General features: G+C 61.2%; 16 protein-coding genes. 7 read left to right on the forward strand and 9 right to left on the reverse strand.

Annotated elements, in window-relative coordinates; all coding sequences use genetic code 11:
- The first annotated feature begins 25 nt into the window (after positions 1-25).
- The 3 genes from KW845_RS10030 (at position 26) to KW845_RS10040 (ending at position 3,638) form a co-directional block, all read left to right on the forward strand.
- A complete protein-coding gene (locus KW845_RS10030) occupies positions 26-760 on the forward strand; it encodes an SDR family NAD(P)-dependent oxidoreductase (protein WP_218369081.1) in 735 nt (244 codons plus the stop codon).
- Positions 761-832: 72 nt separating this feature from the next.
- Positions 833-1,435, forward strand: coding sequence for an NADPH-dependent F420 reductase (locus tag KW845_RS10035; protein ID WP_218369082.1), 603 nt, complete (start codon positions 833-835; stop codon positions 1,433-1,435).
- A gap of 562 nt (positions 1,436-1,997) precedes the next feature.
- Positions 1,998-3,638, forward strand: coding sequence for a Hint domain-containing protein (locus KW845_RS10040; protein ID WP_218369083.1), 1,641 nt, complete (start codon positions 1,998-2,000; stop codon positions 3,636-3,638).
- A 131-nt stretch (positions 3,639-3,769) separates the two neighbouring features.
- Here the strand turns inward: KW845_RS10040 and KW845_RS10045 are convergent, their stop codons facing one another.
- Complete coding sequence (locus KW845_RS10045; RefSeq protein WP_218369084.1) at positions 3,770-4,711, reverse strand: LysR family transcriptional regulator; 942 nt, start codon at positions 4,709-4,711, stop codon at positions 3,770-3,772.
- A 182-nt stretch (positions 4,712-4,893) separates the two neighbouring features.
- Between KW845_RS10045 and KW845_RS10050 the strand changes: the two genes are divergently transcribed.
- From KW845_RS10050 to KW845_RS10065, 4 genes are read left to right on the forward strand one after another with little or no spacing between them, the layout of a single operon-like run.
- Positions 4,894-6,480: an acetolactate synthase large subunit gene (locus tag KW845_RS10050; RefSeq protein ID WP_218369085.1), complete on the forward strand. Its 1,587-nt coding sequence runs from the start codon at positions 4,894-4,896 to the stop codon at positions 6,478-6,480.
- Entirely contained in the window at positions 6,477-7,418 is a 942-nt protein-coding gene (locus KW845_RS10055) for a CoA ester lyase (protein ID WP_218369086.1), read from the forward strand. The genes KW845_RS10050 and KW845_RS10055 overlap by 4 nt, the downstream gene beginning before the upstream one ends.
- Positions 7,411-8,616: a CaiB/BaiF CoA-transferase family protein gene (locus KW845_RS10060; RefSeq protein ID WP_218369087.1), complete on the forward strand. Its 1,206-nt coding sequence runs from the start codon at positions 7,411-7,413 to the stop codon at positions 8,614-8,616. The genes KW845_RS10055 and KW845_RS10060 overlap by 8 nt, the downstream gene beginning before the upstream one ends.
- A gap of 56 nt (positions 8,617-8,672) precedes the next feature.
- Positions 8,673-9,743 (forward strand): tripartite tricarboxylate transporter substrate binding protein, encoded by a 1,071-nt coding sequence (locus tag KW845_RS10065; protein ID WP_218369088.1) that lies wholly within the window; start codon positions 8,673-8,675, stop codon positions 9,741-9,743.
- A gap of 37 nt (positions 9,744-9,780) precedes the next feature.
- Here the strand turns inward: KW845_RS10065 and KW845_RS10070 are convergent, their stop codons facing one another.
- From KW845_RS10070 to KW845_RS10105, 8 genes are all read right to left on the reverse strand, one after another.
- Positions 9,781-10,281, reverse strand: coding sequence for a hypothetical protein (locus tag KW845_RS10070; protein WP_218369089.1), 501 nt, complete (start codon positions 10,279-10,281; stop codon positions 9,781-9,783).
- A gap of 212 nt (positions 10,282-10,493) precedes the next feature.
- The gene (locus KW845_RS10075; protein WP_218369090.1) at positions 10,494-11,495 is read right to left on the reverse strand and encodes a tripartite tricarboxylate transporter substrate binding protein; all 1,002 of its coding nucleotides are present in this window, start codon (positions 11,493-11,495) and stop codon (positions 10,494-10,496) included.
- A gap of 64 nt (positions 11,496-11,559) precedes the next feature.
- The gene (locus KW845_RS10080) at positions 11,560-12,099 is read right to left on the reverse strand and encodes a flavin reductase family protein (RefSeq protein ID WP_218369091.1); all 540 of its coding nucleotides are present in this window, start codon (positions 12,097-12,099) and stop codon (positions 11,560-11,562) included.
- Between the two features lie 14 nt (positions 12,100-12,113).
- On the reverse strand, positions 12,114-12,917 hold the full coding sequence (locus KW845_RS10085) for an aspartate/glutamate racemase family protein (protein WP_218369092.1): 804 nt from the start codon (positions 12,915-12,917) through the stop codon (positions 12,114-12,116).
- Positions 12,914-13,825 (reverse strand): polysaccharide deacetylase family protein, encoded by a 912-nt coding sequence (locus KW845_RS10090; RefSeq protein ID WP_218369093.1) that lies wholly within the window; start codon positions 13,823-13,825, stop codon positions 12,914-12,916. Before KW845_RS10090 ends, KW845_RS10085 begins: the two co-directional genes overlap by 4 nt.
- The gene (locus KW845_RS10095; protein WP_218369094.1) at positions 13,822-14,553 is read right to left on the reverse strand and encodes an isochorismatase family protein; all 732 of its coding nucleotides are present in this window, start codon (positions 14,551-14,553) and stop codon (positions 13,822-13,824) included. The genes KW845_RS10090 and KW845_RS10095 overlap by 4 nt, the downstream gene beginning before the upstream one ends.
- Positions 14,550-16,049: a 4-hydroxyphenylacetate 3-hydroxylase family protein gene (locus KW845_RS10100; protein WP_218369095.1), complete on the reverse strand. Its 1,500-nt coding sequence runs from the start codon at positions 16,047-16,049 to the stop codon at positions 14,550-14,552. Before KW845_RS10100 ends, KW845_RS10095 begins: the two co-directional genes overlap by 4 nt.
- Before the next feature lie 139 nt (positions 16,050-16,188).
- Positions 16,189-16,767: a MarR family winged helix-turn-helix transcriptional regulator gene (locus tag KW845_RS10105; RefSeq protein ID WP_218369096.1), complete on the reverse strand. Its 579-nt coding sequence runs from the start codon at positions 16,765-16,767 to the stop codon at positions 16,189-16,191.
- Between the last annotated feature and the right edge of the window lie 101 nt (positions 16,768-16,868).

Genomic DNA, 16,868 nt, shown 5'->3' on the forward strand with positions numbered 1-16,868 from the left:
AAGGACGCCGACCCGGCGACACATCATGAACAGACTGAATGGAAAGACCGCCGTGATCACCGGCGGCGCTACCGGCATCGGCCGCGCCGCAGCAAAGCGCTTCATCGAGGAGGGCGCCTTCGTCTTCATCTTCGGCCGCCGGCAGGAAGCGCTCGATGCCGCTGTGGCCGACCTCGGACCCAATGCGCGCGCGGTGAAGGGCTCGGTCTCCGACCTGGCCGACCTCGACCGACTCTACGCGGCGGTGAAGGCCGAGCGCGGAACCCTCGACATCGTCTTCGCCAATGCCGGGGCGGGAAGCCAGCTTCCGCTCGGCAAGATCACCGCCGAGCACATTGACGAAATCTTCGACACCAATGTGAAGGGTTCGATCTTCACGGTCCAGAAGGCGCTGCCGCTGATGGGCCAGGGCGGCTCGATCATCCTGACCGGATCGAGCGCCGGCACCACGGGCGCCCCGGCATTCAGCGCCTACAGCGCCAGCAAGGCGGCAGTGCGCAACCTCGCGCGGACCTGGGCGGAGGACCTGAAGGGCACCGGCATCCGGGTAAACGTGCTGTCGCCCGGGCCGACTGCGACCGAACTCGCGAAGGAAGCGCTAGGCGAGGAGGGCATGAAGGTCTTCGCCTCGATGAATCCGCTTCAGCGCATGGCCGAACCGGCGGAGCTCGGAGCGGTGGCCGCCTTTCTTGCATCGCAGGACAGCAGCTTCATGACCGCCAGCGAGGTCGCCGTCGACGGCGGCCTGGCGCAAATCTGACGCGCCACGCTCTACCGGCCACTCCATTCGAGATTCGGAACCCGCAGGGCGCGGCAAACCAAAGGACAATATATGAACTACGCAATTATTGGCTTCGGCGAGATCGGCCAGGCTCTTGCCAAGGCGTTTGCCCGAAGCGGCATCGAAGTATCCGTTGCAACCACTCGCGACCCGGAAAGCTTTGCATCCGCCGCGGCCGCGATCGGACCCGAGATCATTCCCAAAACACTGGCGGAAGCCGTCAAGGCGGACATCGTCTTTTTGGCGGTCCGTTACGAGTCGCACCGGGATGTCGCGAAGGCGCTGCCGACCTGGAAGGGAAAGATCATCATTGACGTGACCAATACCTACGGCGTGTCCCCTGAGGAACTGGGAGGACAGCCTTCTTCCAAGGCCGTCGCGCAGGCTTTCACTGGTGGAAAATTGGTTAAGGGCTTCAACCATTTGGTCGCTGCCGTCCTTAACCAAGATCCGGCCGTACATGGTGGCAGGAGAGTCGTGTTCCTGGCGAGCGACGATGACGGCGCAGCAGCGCCGGTGGCGGCTCTCGCCGAGCGGCTCGGTTTCGCACCCGTCAATCTTGGGAAGCTCGAAGAGGGGGGCGCGCTTGTGCACGCGCGGGACAAGATCTGGGGGCCTTTGATCTTCCAGGACCTGTTCAAGAAGGAGCCGTGAGCGATGTAATGACCACCACGGCAAGATCGTGATCACCCTACAGGCAGGATCATTGCTATTCACCGGAGGGTCACGTGGCATCGGCGCGGCCATCCGCATTCGAAAAATCTGCCGAAAACCACTCAGTAATGCCGTACGCATGCAGTCCGACCTCGGGGCTGCGGAGCGATCTGTCGCCAGTTCACAACTGCCGCGTACACCTCGGACAAAATGACCAGAGCCAGCATAGCTCTGCTCATGGAAAATCAAATATGAATTTGATTCACTGCATAAAGGTTCATATATGACGATTTATGCAAAGATGGTGGGTTCTTGGGGCCGTCTTTGCTAGAAGTAGGGCCCCAGGCCTGCCAGCCGGATGCCATTTCATCGAGCAAAACGCTCATTTCGTCGAAAAAAAGTTGCCCCGCCCAGTAAACGCCCTGATTCTTACGTTGAATCTTTCTGTAAGTCTCTCGCGAACCTGATCAGCGAGATGGCAACCGGCGCGCACCGCCTTGCCATGTGTTCGCTCGATCAAGCGGATTTCGCGTGTCCTGAAAACTTTCATGACAGGTGATGAATGGCTACCGAAGCAGTGATACATGTCGGCGGGATCAACCCCCATGACGTGTTGGTCGATATGGACCAGTACGACGCCGACACCGAGCTGAACGCGTTCTACCACGACTCCAACACGACACTGAACGTCGGGAACATGACGGACCTTCCCTATACGCTGGACGTCAAGCAAACCATTGACGCGATACTGTCGTCCACCTTTTCGTTGAACGTGCTGGACAACGCCAGCGTCAGGCTGGTCGGGCTGGACGGCTCGGCAAACAATCCTACCTATAACTACGGTCTGGTCGGCAACGGCAAGCTGGAAATGACGGAGCAGTTTGTCGATACCGCGCTGGGCTACTTGGGCCAGGCCCCGGTCGTCACGATCAACGTCGATTTCAGTGACGCCGGTGCCTCGACGCTGGTGTACGATCCGGGCAATATCGCCTACGATCTGCGCGTGCCGCCCAACATTACCGGCATGTCCATGGGCGACCAGATTCAAGTCCCGGGCGCCCAGAACGTCAACTACGAGAATAACGTTCTGATCTTTCGCACCGATCAAGGCCTTGAAGTCGGCCGTCTGCATGCGCCAGACCTGGACCCCGACTGGCTGAAAATGGACGGCGACACCATGACCTACGCGTGCTACCTGAAAGGCACGCACATCGCTACCCCGGGCGGCGAAACCAAGATCGAAGACCTCGCCGCAGGCGACCAGGTCTGCACTGCCAGCGGGGGCGTCGCCACCGTCAAATGGCTGGGCTACCGTACCCTGCACAAACATCGCATCCCCGCAAAGAATGCAATCCGCGCCTTCCCCATTCTCTTCAAGCAGGGTGCGATTGCCGACAATGTGCCCCATCGAGATCTGCTGTTGTCCCCCGGACACCACGTGTACTTCGACGGCGCGCTCATCCCCGCCATGCTGCTGGTCAATGGACGCACCGTCATCCAGCAATTCGACGTGCCTGTCTTCGAATACTTCCATGTCGAGCTGGAACAGTTCGACATCCTCCTCGCCGAGGGCCTGCCGGCAGAGTCGTATGTCGACACCGGCAACCGCGCCATGTTCCAGAACGCCGACACCGTTGTCCTGCACCCGGACTTCGGCCCTTCTACCGGGCGACCAGTCATCGACGGCATCAAAGTGCTGCGCGCTGGCCCCACGGTCGAAGCCGTACGCAAACGCCTGCTGGCCCGCGCCCAGACGCTGACTCAATCAGTGCGCATCACCGACCCCGGTCTTTACATCGAAATCGACGGCCAGCAAATATACGCCCAGCAAGCCGGCCAGCACGAAGGTGTCCTGCGCTTCGCCTTGCCCACGGGCGCCACGCACGGGGACCTGCGCATCCGTTCCCGCTTCGCAGTCGTGCGCGAGACCACCGCACGCGCCAACCGCGACTTGCGGCAAGTCGGCGTGGGTTTGGTGCGTATCACCATCGAAGACGAAATCGGCCGCCGCGACCTGGATCTGCTCGACACGCGGCTGGACGGCATGCATGCGCCACAAGATGTGTACGGCGCGGTGATGCGCTGGACCAATGGCGACGCGCGCATTCCGGCGGCCTTGCATTGTGCGCGTGGCCAGGCGGTGCTGGAGTTGCACGTGCTGCGGACTTATTCTTATTGGGAAAAAGAGCGGCGCGTAGCTTAAAGGAAGCCCTGGTCCTTCCAATACTGCCCGCTAAACCTCTTGCCGAAGCCCGGGCTGCAGCCAGGGGTGCGGATTGGTGTACAGAGATGCCGGACAAACATCCATCTGTTGAAGCGCGCGCTCGTTCTAGCTCAGCGCTTGTCCCAAAGGCCCGAGATGACGAGATCCTGAGCCGTCTCTCGAACGAGCTTCATGGTCTCGCGAGCTGCAAATGAAAGTGGCTTTTGGGTGGTTGTCAGCAATGCTGCGGTTCGCGTGATTGAGGGTGTCGTGATTTTGGCAACCTTCAGCAGTCCTGTGGCGACCTCGCGATGGACGGCCTGGAACGGAAGAATCGTATAAAAGCCTCCCCCGCTGACGACGTCTTTTACGACGGCCAGGGAATTTGCTTCCATGACGATATTCAAGGCAATCTTCTTGCGTTTGGCATGTTGCTCTAACTGCATTCGCAAGCCACTCGGTAGGCCAGGCAACACCAAAGGCAGCATATTCAATTCGGTGAAGGGAACGAGCGGCATGGCCTGACTGGCCGATTTTCCCTTGCTGACCAAGCAGGACGGGCCGTCAAAGAGCTTTTCCGCGCCCGCGGGATGCTGCTTTCCATAACGATGAACAATGCCGATGTCGACGACACCGGTACTTACCCATTCATCTATCTGGCCGCTGAATCCCTCGGAAATCTCCAGGCGAACGCGCGGGTGCCGGCTGAGGGAAGCTCTAAAGAGCCTGCTGACAAACGGATGGGCCAGCGAAGAGACCACACCCACGCGGACTGATCCCGTCGGCACGTGCGAAGAGGCAAGAATATCCTCGACCAGATGGTCTGCTTCGTTGAGAAGGCCTTGGACCCTGGTGAAGACCCTTTCTCCCAATGAGGTCAGGACAACACCTCTTCCTGTCCGGCTGAAGAGCCTTTCCCCGCACTCGCGCTCAAGCGTACTGAGCTGCATGCTGATCGCGGACTGCTGCATATCCATCACAGTCGCGGCCTTGGTAAGACTGCCTAGCTGGGCGACCCGCGCGAAGATTTTCCAACGTGTAGTAATCGGAGATGGAGGCGTGGGGCTTTGCATATTGGAGTCCGTTTATCCGCCAGGTGGCAGTCCGCAGTCATGGGTATCAGATATAAATATATCTGCTTTATAAGATTTATGAATCACAAACCACCCCAGGCGTCCTAGCATTCCAACCTGCTCGAGGCTTCGCGACTACCTGGTCGCCAGTCAGTCATCATAGAGTGGAGACAAACACCGGAATGCACGAATACGAAATTCAAAGATGGGGCGCGCATTTGGTGGTCGATGCCCTTGTCAGGCGCAACGTGGATACATTTTTCATGAATCCAGGTACGTCTGAGGTACACCTGGTGTCTGCAATCGACCAACATCCCGAAGCAAAGCCAGTGCTGTGCCTGTTCGAAGGCGGGGCGACGGGCGCGGCCGATGGTTTTGCGAGGGCAAGTGGGCGTCCCGCAGCTGTTCTTCTGCATTTGGGACCCGGCCTGGCTAATGGCCTGGCCAATTTGCACAATGCCAGGAAAGCTCGTTCTCCAATGATCGTCGTGGTGGGCGAGCACGCCCGCGAGCATCTTTCTTTCGACACACCGCTCAACAGCGACCTTCCATCACTGGCGCGATACGCCGCCAAGAAAGTATTCGACTTGCGTTTAACGAGCGAGATTGCGAGTACGGTGGACGAGGCGGTAAGCGAGGCCATAACGGCACCCGCGGGGCCGGTGGTGATCGTTGCGAATGTCGATGTGATGTGGTCGCCCGCAATGAAGGCGAGCGAGGCCGATCCGCCTTGCATCGAATCTGATGCCAGCACCGCAAGCATGGATCAGATTGGCGCACTGGCCGAAGCCGTTCGAAAAGGTTCGTCAACGGCGCTTATCATCGGTGGCACCGGCCTGAGCTCAAAGGGGGTGGAACTTGCCGACCGAATAGGTCGGGCGACGGGTTGCAAAGTCTTTTGCGAAACCTTCAACGCTGCGCATGACCGTGGAGCAGGGCGGCCGTACCTGGAGCGGTTGCCTTATTTTCGGGAACACGCTGTACCGAAGCTGGCGGCGTTCGACACCGTTGTGCTGCTGGGCAGTCGGCCACCCGTTGCTTTTTTCGCAAGCCCGGACGAGCCCAGCCCGCTGACGCGGCCGGACACCGATATCTTGGCGTTGGACGAGCGCACTTCTACGATCGGTGCCCTGGCCGCCCTGGCGGGCGCAGTCGAGGCCACCGCCGCGGCTCGCGCCGAGCCTCGCGTGCGCGTGGATCCTATATCTGGGCGCCTGAACGCCAAGGCGATCTGGGCTGCCATGAACAGGCAACTGCCCCAGGACGCGATCATTTCGGATGAGTCGGGTGTTACCTCCATTGGCGCCGACGAGGCCATGCGCAACGCCGCAAGCCATACCTGGATGAATATCACTGGCGGTTCGATAGGACAAGCCATTCCCGTGGCGACGGGTGCGGCCCTTGCTCGCCGAAACGCTGTCGTGGTTGCCATGCAAGGGGACGGCGGCGCCATGTACACGATCCAGTCGTTATGGACTCAGGCGCGCGAGCAGCTTCATGTGGTCAATGTGATCCTGCGAAATGATCGCTACGCGATTCTGGACCACGAAGTGAAACGCCACGGGATTCCGCCCATGAGCCCCAAGGGCGCGCGGATGTTCGATCTGACGGAACCTGCAATTGACTGGGCAGCCTTGGCCGGATCGCTGGGCGTGAAAGCCATGGTTGCCGAGACAGCCGAAGAGTTCGAATCGTGTCTCTCTGGCGCCCTGGCCGTTGGCCGGCCTGTTTTGATCGAGGCGCGCCTGAACGCAAAAGAGCGTGCTTGAACAATTTAATCTCAAGAGAATCGATAGCCATGCAAGTCAGCCACCTTTCCGATGCCTTGGACATCCGGTCCATCATGTTCGTGCCGGCCCTGGCCGAGGCGTATATTGCCAAGGCTCACACCAGAGGCGCCGATGCGATCATCGTCGACCTGGAGGATTCAATTCCTCCAGATCTGAAAGAAGAGGCGCGACGTGCGGCGCCGGAAGTCATTACGCGGATCGCGAAGTACTTGCCCGTTTACGTCCGCGTCAACAACACTCCGGAACACCTTGATGCCGACTTGGCCACATGCGTCGTCCAGTCGGTAACGGGCGTCTTGCTACCCAAGGCAGAGAGCCCTGATCAAGTCCGCCAGGTAGCGGCTTACCTGGCGCAGCGTGCCCGGTCCGCAGGTATTGAAACGCCGCCGGCGCTGGCCCTATTGGTCGAGACTCCGTTGGGAATCCACCAAGTGGCAGATCTGGCGCGAGCCCATTCTTCTGTCGTGGCCCTGGTATTTGGTTCTGAAGACTACAGCGCGCTGCTGGGGGTACGTCCGACTCCTGAAGCCATGACCGTGCCGGCCCAGCTTCTTGCCATTGCTGCCAGGGCAAACGGGTTGGCGGCATGGGGGGTAGCGGGGACGATCGTTGAGATCTCCGAATCGGAGCTCTTGAGTACCGTCGCAGTGGCATCCAGGCAGCTTGGATTCACGGGCTCAATCGCAGTCAACCCAAAGCAGATTCCGATTTTCAATGCGGCATTCGGCGTAACGGAAGCTGAGATCGCGTGGGCGCGCGAGGTCGATCAAGTCTTTCAAGCGGCGCTTGCCGAAGGCCGCGCCGCGGTTAGCCATCAGGGGCGAATGATCGACACCCCCGTGGCGATGCGTGCTCAACGAATTCTTGCCCGTGCGCGTCAGGCTGAAGAAATCGCGCGAGGTGTCACCCATGGCTGACCAGCGCCTTCCTTTAGAGGGTGTGCGTGTGCTGGATCTTGCCACGATGATCGCAGCACCATTTTGTGCATCGATTCTGGGCGAATTTGGTGCTGAAGTGATCAAGGTCGAACAGCCAGGCGGCGGGGATCCGTTTCGTTCCTTTGGAACCATGACAGGTGCCGGGTCCACACTGAACTTCATCAACGAGTCCAGGAACAAGCTATCGATCACCCTCGATCTTCGCAAGCCAGAAGGGGCAGAAATTCTCAAGGATCTGGCGACACATTGCGACATCGTTGTCGAGAACTTCAGGCCGGGAACATTGGAGCGCTGGGGAGTGGGCTACGAAGCGCTAAAGAGGGTCAGGCCCGATCTGGTGATGATACGGGTCTCTGCGTACGGGCAGACTGGACCATATCGCCACAAGCCCGGTTATGCCCGGGTCGCACATGCCTACGCCGGATTGAGCTTTCTCGCGGGAGATCCCGACGGCCCGCCTGTGGTGCCAGGATCCACGTCACTAGGCGACTATATCGCGGGCTTGTACGCCACCATTGGCGGACTCATGGCTTTGATCAGTCGCCAGAAATGGGGGGTGGGGCAGACAGTGGACGTTTCCTTGTACGAAGGAATCTTTCGCATGCTGGATGAACTCGCGCCAGCGTACGCGAAGCATGGCTTTGTGCGTGAACGCATGGGTGCCGACACTGTTAATGCGGTGCCCCACAGCCATTATCAAAGCCGGGACGGACATTGGATTGCGCTGGCGTGTTCCAGCGACAAGATGTTCGCGAGGCTGGTAAAGGTGATGGGGCGCTGCGACCTTGTCGAGTCTGGCGGGCTTGCTTCGATAGACGCGCGGATCGAAAGGCGCGAAGAGGTGAACCAGATCGTGGCCGATTGGATGATCGCGCAGGATCGGGATGACATTCTTTTCCGTCTGGAAGAAGGGAACGTCCCAGCTGGCCCGGTTAACAACATTGCCGATTTTTTTGCCGACCCGCACGTCCAGGGACGGGAAACGCTGATCAAGATGCAGCATCCCACCGAAGGCGAAGTGATTATTCCCAATGTTGTTCCCCGCCTGTCCGAAACGCCCGGCCATGTCCGGACGCTAGGGCCAGATCTGGGTCAACATAATCAGGCCGTGTACTCGGGACTGCTGGGATTGTCTGATAACCAAATCGCCGATCTGGAGAAAAACGGCATTATCTAAGCAAGGGCGTGAAAAGCCCATCTTGTTTGCTCAAGAACATAACAAAGGAGACCGATATGGATTCGATTATTTCTTCGCAGGGTTGCCTATCAAGGATCTGCACCAAGGCTGCTTCTTTCATGTGGACCTCACCGTCAAAGGAACCAGGGACATGGCGTTTGCTACGGTCGTCGTTCAGACGAGTATTCGCGGGTCTGGTGGCTTCGGCATTGATCTCCAGCCCTGCTCTGGCTGATACGTTTCCCGGCAAGCCCGTCCGCATCATCATTGGAGTGTCGGTCGGAGGCCTGGCGGACAACATGACAAGAATGATGGCGGCGGAGTTGCAGGAACGCTGGGGGCAACCTGTCATTGTTGAGAGCAAGCCGGGTGCCAGCGGGGCAATTGCCGCAGGCGCGGTGGCACGATCGCCTGCTGACGGCTATACGCTGGCGATGGTCATCAGCACTTACGCAACCAATCCATCGCTTAAAAAAGACCTGGGCTACGATCCCAAGTTCCCCATGGTTCCGGTGACAATGCTGGCCCGGGCACCGACGGTGCTTCTGACGGGCGCAAAATCAGATATCCATGTTTTTGGCGACTTGGTCGCAAAGGCCAAGGCGGATCCCAACAGCTATGCATACGGTTCGGCCGGTGCGGGCGGGATGACCCACTTGGTAGGTGAACTGGTCAATGAGTCTGTAGGGCTTAAGTTGCTTCATGTTCCCTACAAAGGGGGGGCACCCGCCCTCAATGATTTATTAGGCGGACAGATTCCGCTGCAGTTTTCAACTATCTCGACCATTTACCAGCATTACAAGGGCGGTACGGTACGGGCATTGGCTATCGCTGCCGCTGAGCGCGATGTGTCCATGCCGGAGGTTCCAACGTTCAAAGAACTGGGTTATCCCGACGTAATTGTCGAGGAATGGTATGCCTTGGTGGCACCCTATGGGACGCCTGATTCAGTGGTAAAGGCGATCAGCAAGGAAGTTACTGATGTACTGAAGATGCCGGCGATTCGCGAAAAATTGGTGGGCCTGAATCTCGGGGGGACAAGCCCGTCTGAGACTCAGGCGTTTATCGACGGCGAAATGGCTCGATGGGGGAAATTCATCGAGGTAAATGACATAAAGACGCAATGAAGCAAGCGCCGGTCGCAAGCCGCCAACTTTTGGTGTGTCAGCCATGCTTCCCGAAACCGCCGCAGGCCCACTCCGATGCACGCTGTACGCTTAGCTTGTACGTGGGTGCAACGTGGACTTGGGCCAGTTGTTCGCCAGAGTCATCGTAGGCGCTTAGCACGGCATATGGCTCGTCTTCGTCGGGAACGATATCCAACTTGATGGTCAGGCGGCCGGCGGGGGCATCGATCTTCACGCTCTTGTGCAGCGTTGCATGCAATTGCTGTTCGTGACGGCGCAGGACTTCGTTGGCGGTTTTGACCAGGGTGAAGAAGGCGGGGGAATCGAGCGGCTTGGGGTTCTTCTTGTCGCGGCCCATGGTCCAGGGGCCTACCAGGGCCGGCTCGGCTTGTCCGTCCATGGTCATCTCCACGGCCCAGCCGTCGTCGTCTTCGTTCTTGATGACCCGGGCGGTCCAGCCGTCATCACGCCAAAGCCTGGGCTCTTGTATCTTGTGGTCTTCGGGTATATCAGTATCCGGCATTGGGGTGTCATTCACTGCTGTATTGCTCCTGGATTCGTTTGTCCGCAGCCCCGCGGCCGCGACGGGTTGCCAAGGTAAAGGTTCTTGAAAGTCCAGCTCGCCCTGCGCAAGAGAGGGGTTTCGTCACGCGCCATGGCTGCAATTGTAGTCCTAAGGACATCAGCGGCAGGTAGGAAAAAGCCAGCACAATGCTGGCTTTTTTTGCTTGGGGAAGCATGGCTGCCAGCTCAGTTCGGCTGGATGCCGGCTTGCTGGATCAGTTCGCCGATGCGCGCGTTGTCGGTGCGGACGAATGCGTTGAACTGTGCCGTATCCAGGCTGCCGGGCACTAGTCCCACCGATTCGAATTTCTCTTTCAGGTCCGGCTTGTCCAGGATGGAGCGGACAGTCTGATTGAGCTTGTCGAGCACGTCGGGCGGTGTGCCGGCCGGCGCGAACAGGCCGAACCACGACTGCATTTCGAAGTCCGGCACGCCCTGTTCCGCAATCGGCCGCACATCGGGCAGCAGAGGGTCCGAGTCCAGTCCGGTGACGCCCAGCGCGCGCAGCTTCTTGCCCTTGATGAACTCGACCACCGAGGTCGTGTTTGCAAACATCGATCCCACTTCGCCTGACACCACCGCCATGGTGGCCTGGGCCGATCCCTGGTAGGGGATCGGCACGATCTCCGTGCCGGCCTTCAGGATGAACAGCTGGCCGGCCAGGTTCATGGATGTGCCGACACCGGCGTGCGAGAAGTTGACCGTACCCGGATGCGCCTTCGCGTACGACACGAACTCGGAAATCGTCTTCACCGGTAGCCGGTCGTTTACCACCAGCACGTTGTTGACGCGCCCGACCAGGGCCACGCCCGCCAGGTCCTTCAGCGGATCGTATGTCTGGGACTTGAGCAAATAGGGGTTGGCCGAATGCGTGCCCTGGCTGCCGAGCAGCAGCGTGTAGCCATCCGGCGCCGACCGGGCAACGAAGCTGGATCCGATCGAGCCGCTGGCGCCGGGCTTGTTCAGCACGATAGCCTTCTGCTTCAGCGTGCTGGCGAGCCCGTCGGCGATGACGCGTGCAATGACGTCATTGGTGCCGCCCGGGGGATACGGCACGACGATGTCTATCGGGCGCGACGGGTAGGTGTCGGCCATGGCCGGCGCTGCCGCCGTTGCCAGGGCGATCGGGAGCAGATGCGCCAGGCTGGCGAGAACCAGCCGCGAGGCGCGGGTTGCTGCGTGATTCATGGTGCGATTCCTTTGGTGGGATGATCCAGGACATGAACTTCACAGTGCTGTGCCCATCCGCGCTTCAGTGCGGTTGGGACGATTCAGGAGGGATCTTCAGGTATGACCCCTTCGAGAAAATGAGCGGCCGCCTCTCGTGGCTTTCATAGTGTTCTACGCGGCACAGGAAAATGATGTGGTCGCCGCCGTAGTACTTGTCGGCGACGCGGCATTGCAGGGTCGCGGCGCACCCTTGCAGCACCGGCACGCCAGCCAGGCCGGGCACGCATTCGACGCCATGGAACCGGTCCGGAACGGGCCGCGAGAACTGCATTGACAGCTCGGCCTGGTCGTCGGCCAGGATGTTGATGATCAGCGCGCCGGCCTGCAGGAACGAGGGATGCGTCGGACTGTTCTGGGCCTGGCTCCACAGCACCAGCGGTGGGTCCAGCGACACAGAGGCGAACGAATTCACCGTGACGCCGATGGGCGCGCCCGTGTCGCTCAGCGCCGTCACGACGGCGACCCCGGTGGGGAACGAGCCCAGGCAGCGCCGCAGGGTCCGGCTGTCGGAAATCTGGCCAGCTGTCGCGACGGAGCGGGTAGCGGTGTTGATGGCTTGCATGGTCTACCTTGGTATCAGAGCAGGGCGGCCCGGTCGGCCCAGCCGCCGATCAGGGTCTCGCCGCGGTCGTGCCGGGGGGCAGGGAAGTCGGCGCCATGCGCCTTCAGCAGTGCCCACGCCAGGCACAGGTTCGACGATACGACCGGCTTGCCGGTACGCAGCGCGATTCGGGGGATGGCGCGCAATGTGGGCATGCCCGTGCCTGAGATCAACACGGCGTCGGCGTTGCCGATGTCCAGCGCCTGGGCGGCGGCTTCCACCTGATGCGACCGGATCCCGTAGACGTGGCGGGTATCGTCCGATTCGATCATGCTGCGGGATTCTGCGACCACCGCCAGGCCATGCGCGGTCCAGTAGCGGCTACCCGCCTTCATGAGCCATTCCGGGTAGGGCGCCAGCAGCGCCACGCGCGCGGCGCCCAGGTGCTGCAGCGCCTGCAGGATGGCGCTTGCGGCCGTGACGATCCGGTACCCCACGCGGCTTTCCTGTTCCGCCAGCAAGCGGGCCTCCATCGCGGGGTCGACCAGGTAGCTGGAACCGGTGCATGCGTACCCCAGCGCGTCCGGCCGGGCCGTGTCGTAGGCATCCAGGCTGGTGCCCAGGTTGTCCAGGTATTGCACCAGGCGGTTCGACGAGTCGGTGCGGCTGCCCTGCAGGCGCGTGGCGATGGTGCTGACCCCCGGGGGCAGCAGGGCGCCGAATTCCGGCTCGACGATGGGATTGGCCTGCGGCACGGCAATGCCGAACAGGCCGCGGACACCATACTCGCGTTCGCCATTGCCGCCGGCAGGTGGTGTGGAGGAAGTATTGGGCGTCATGATCTTTCGTCTCCGGGAACGGTTCCCACGGGCAGCGTCGCAACGTGCGCGGCGATCTCCGCCGGTGTCGTGAACCAGATGTCCGACTGGTGCGCGGCGATGTGTTCGAGCACCTGCCGCAGGTGCCGGATCCGCTGGGGATGGCCGGTCAGGAAAGTGTGCAGCGACACGCAGTACACCAGCGGACGTTCGGCGGATTCCGCCAGCTGTTCGTCGAAGGTGTCGATCATCATGTCGCGGAAGTCGGTGTCGCTGACGCCACGATTGACATAGGCGGGCAGGTCGTTCAGTTCCATCGACGGATACGGCACGGCCAGGATCTGCCCGTTGTCGGTGCGGAACCAGACCGGTTGCTCGTCGAAGTACCAGTCAAGCATGTAGCTAAAGCCCAGTTCTTTCAGCAGTTCCGGCGTGCGGGGGCTTTGGGAAATGAAGGGGCCCAGCCACCCCTGCGGGGCCTGGCCTTCCTCTTGCTTCATCCGGCCGGCCACTTCCGCGATCATGGTCCGCTCGGTCTCGGCGTCCATGTCGATCTGTCGTTCCGAGTTGGTGCGGCCATGACCGACGAACTCGTCGCCGCGGGAGCGGAACGCCTCGAGCACGCGCGGATAGACGTCATAGACGGACGAATTGGCCAGCACCGCCAATGGGAACTGGAACTGGTCGAACAATTTCTTGATCCGCCACACACCGACACGGTTGCCGTAATCGCGGTAGGCGTATCCGCGGTGAAACGGAGCGGAAGGCATCGATGTGAAGTCGTTGCCGGGGTTGCGTCCGAACTCGAACGCCTCGATGTTCAGTGCGAAGTACACCGCCAGGCCGGCGCCGTTCTTCCAGCGATAGGTGGGCCGGTCGACAATCGCCGAAAAAGGATAGCGGTCGAGCTTGGTGTCGAATTTTTTCATGATGGGCTGCCGGAAGTGGATGGATGGATGCGCGCCAGTTGCTCGATCAGGACGGCGGATGGCGCTACGTCGGCGTACTTCTGCGCCATGTCGAACAGGTTGATGCGGTGCGCGGTGTCGCTGCGGTCGTATACGCAGTCGTAGGGCACCGCCACCCGATAGTTATAGGAAAAGCCGTCGACCACGCTGGCGCGTACGCAACCCGACGTGGTGCAGCCCACCATCACCAACGTATCGACCGCCAGGTCCACCAGGTGGCTGACCAGGCTGGTGCCGAAGAACGCACTGGGATGCTTCTTCGGCACCAGGATGTCGGAAGCCCGCGGTGCCAGCGGCTCGAAGAATTCGTAGCCGCGTTGGGCGATGCCCCACATCGATGGGGTTTTCGCGGCCAGGCGGCCCAGTTCGTTGCCGTTTTTGGGCGCGACGTGGGGGTAGATGACCGGCCAGCCCTTTTCCCTGAACAGCGCCATCAGGCGCAGTACGCGGTCGGCCGCGGCCCAGGCGGCTTCGCCGCAAGAGGTGGCGAATTCCTTCATCGATTCGGCGATGGGGGCCCGCACCGTGCCCATGGTTCGATACTGCATGTCGATGACGAGCAGCGCGGGCCGCTTGCCGATGCCGCTGGCGCCGCCGAAACCAGCCGCCGCGTAGATGGCCTGCTCGGCGCCGCCGACCAGGTTGTGCCATGGGGGCGGCGCTCCATGCGCCTGCGTGGGAGTGCTCATATCATTTTCTCCTGGAGGGCCTGCTGGCCGGCGTCCGGCGCCGGGGGGGCGTAGGGGGCGGCATAGCTCGCCATCAGGCCGGTCACGATGCCGTCGAATCGCTGCCAGGGCGCGCAGCGCAGGCTGTAGGCACGTACCACGAAAGATGGCCCGGCGTAGAAGTTCTCGTATTGCAGGTGGCGGCTGGCGAATTCGGACCCCAGCAGGTCCCAGGCCAGCTTGTACAGCTTCATCCGGTCTACCGCGGTCTCGGTTTCCGTGGCCCAGAACTGCTCGAAGATGGCGTTGAGCTGGGGGTCGCGCGTGACCGTGATGTTGGCGGGCATCTGGAATACCGAGCCGCCCATCAGTTCGCGCACCGCGGTGCAGATCGGCACGTAGTTTTCCTGGCACCAGTTCAGCGCCGCATACATGAACCGTCGGTTGGGCATGCAGTAGCCGTCGCCGATGGGCTCGCAGGCGGCTACCTGTCCTTCTATCATGCCGCCCAGCGTGGCCTCCAGCGCAGCCAGCCGGCCCAGCGTGTCCTGCACGGCCGCGATGCCGCGCACGCCGCCCGACTGGGCAATGCGGTTGGCCAGGCCGACGATCAATTGCAGCTTCGAGTGGAAGCGGATGTTCGACTGGTGGTTGCCGAAGCAATGCCCGGCCGTATCCACGTAGATGGCGCGCGACAGGTTGACGTTGCCGATGGTGAACACCCGCGACCAGGGCACTTTCACATGATCGCAGAACAGCATCACATCCGACTCGTCGAAGTGCGACGACAGGGGATTGTCGAACTCGCTTTCCGCGCTGGCTTCCATCGACTTGCGCGACCACAGGGCCACGCCCGGCGTGGCGGCCGGAATGGCGCAGGTGATCGCCTCTTTTTCGCGGCCCGGCGCCAGCGGCGTCAGATTGCCGATCCAGATCTCGTCGACGAACGCGCCGCCAGTGGCCAGCATCTTCATGCCGTGCACGGTCACGCCCGCCTCGTCGGTGGCGATGACCTGCAGCGACGGCGAATCGAACAGAGACCCCCGGGCATCGGCGCTCCAGTTCTTGGCGCCGGCCGGCGGGTGTACTGCGTACGTGACGTACAGGTCGTTGCGGCGCAGGTAGTCGTAGTACTGCAGCAGGTTGTCCCGGAAGCCCTGCCCGGGCACGTCGAAGACCTCGGGCTTGAGCGTCATGCCGGTAACGAACGACGCCACGTGGTCCGGCGAACGGCCCAGCAGGCCGTAGCTGCTGTCGCCCAGCAGCGCGTGGCCGCGCTTGCGGAAGGCCAGGTCTTCCACGTTACGCGGCTGGCGGTAGTAGTAGCTGAAGCGCTCGCCGTTTTCCTCGAACCACATGCCCGGCGTGTTGCGCTTGTAATCGAACAGCCTGGCGTAGCTGCGGGCCGAGTTGCGGAACGCCGGGTGCGTCGTGACGTCGGTCACCTTCTCGTCGCCGATATAGATGGTGCGGCCGTCTTGCAGGCTTTTCAGGTATTCGTCACCGGATCGAAGCATGGCGCCTCCGCTTTCATATAATTAAGTAAGTGAATTAATTATATGGCTCGATTTGATCTGGTGCAAAGTTTTTTTTGACGGGATGCGGTATCGACCGGACGGCGCGGCTGGAACGCATCTGCGCCCGCGCCGGTGCGGGTCAGGGCTTGCCGGCCGGATTGATTTGCCGCGACAACAGCGTCTGCTTCAGGAAGGCATCCGCCGCCTCGGCGTCGCGGATCATGCGTTCGATGGTCTCGGATTGCTTGACCAGGCCGGCCTGGTCGAACTGGCCGTACAGGGTGTTGTTGACCTGCTGCTGGATCGGGGCGAGCTGTGTCAGCAATGCCGCGCCTTCGGGGGTGACCGACAGGATCTTGAACCGGCGGTCGAGCGGCGAGGCCTGTGCCGACAGGTATCCCTTGGTAATCAAGGGGCGCAGCTCCATGCTGACGTACGGCGTCGTGACGCGGAAGTGTGCGGCCAATGAGCGGGTGGTCCAGGGTTCGTCGGACTGGACGCGGGCAATGGCCTGCAGCGCCACATATTGGAAGGGCGAAATGCCCAAAAGCTTGGCGAAACCCTCGCGCACGTCGGTGAGCAGCCAGCCCAGTACAGCAAAGCCCAGCGTCAGTCGGCGCAGGGTCTGGTCCGACCCGTCGACCAGCAGTTCCGGTTTCGATGCGGTAAGGGGTAGTGCCTGGGCCGCGGCCGCGCCTTTCTTTTTACTCGTGGCCATTGCGAAACGGGCAGCGGGCGGCGTGGGCGGCGGTCGCGGCCGGCGTGGAATAGGGGCTGTGCGAAATGACCATGACTGGCGGTGTCACCTTGGCAGACATT

Source organism: Bordetella sp. BOR01 (genome assembly GCF_019218885.1).
Lineage (GTDB): Bacteria > Pseudomonadota > Gammaproteobacteria > Burkholderiales > Burkholderiaceae_B > Bordetella_A.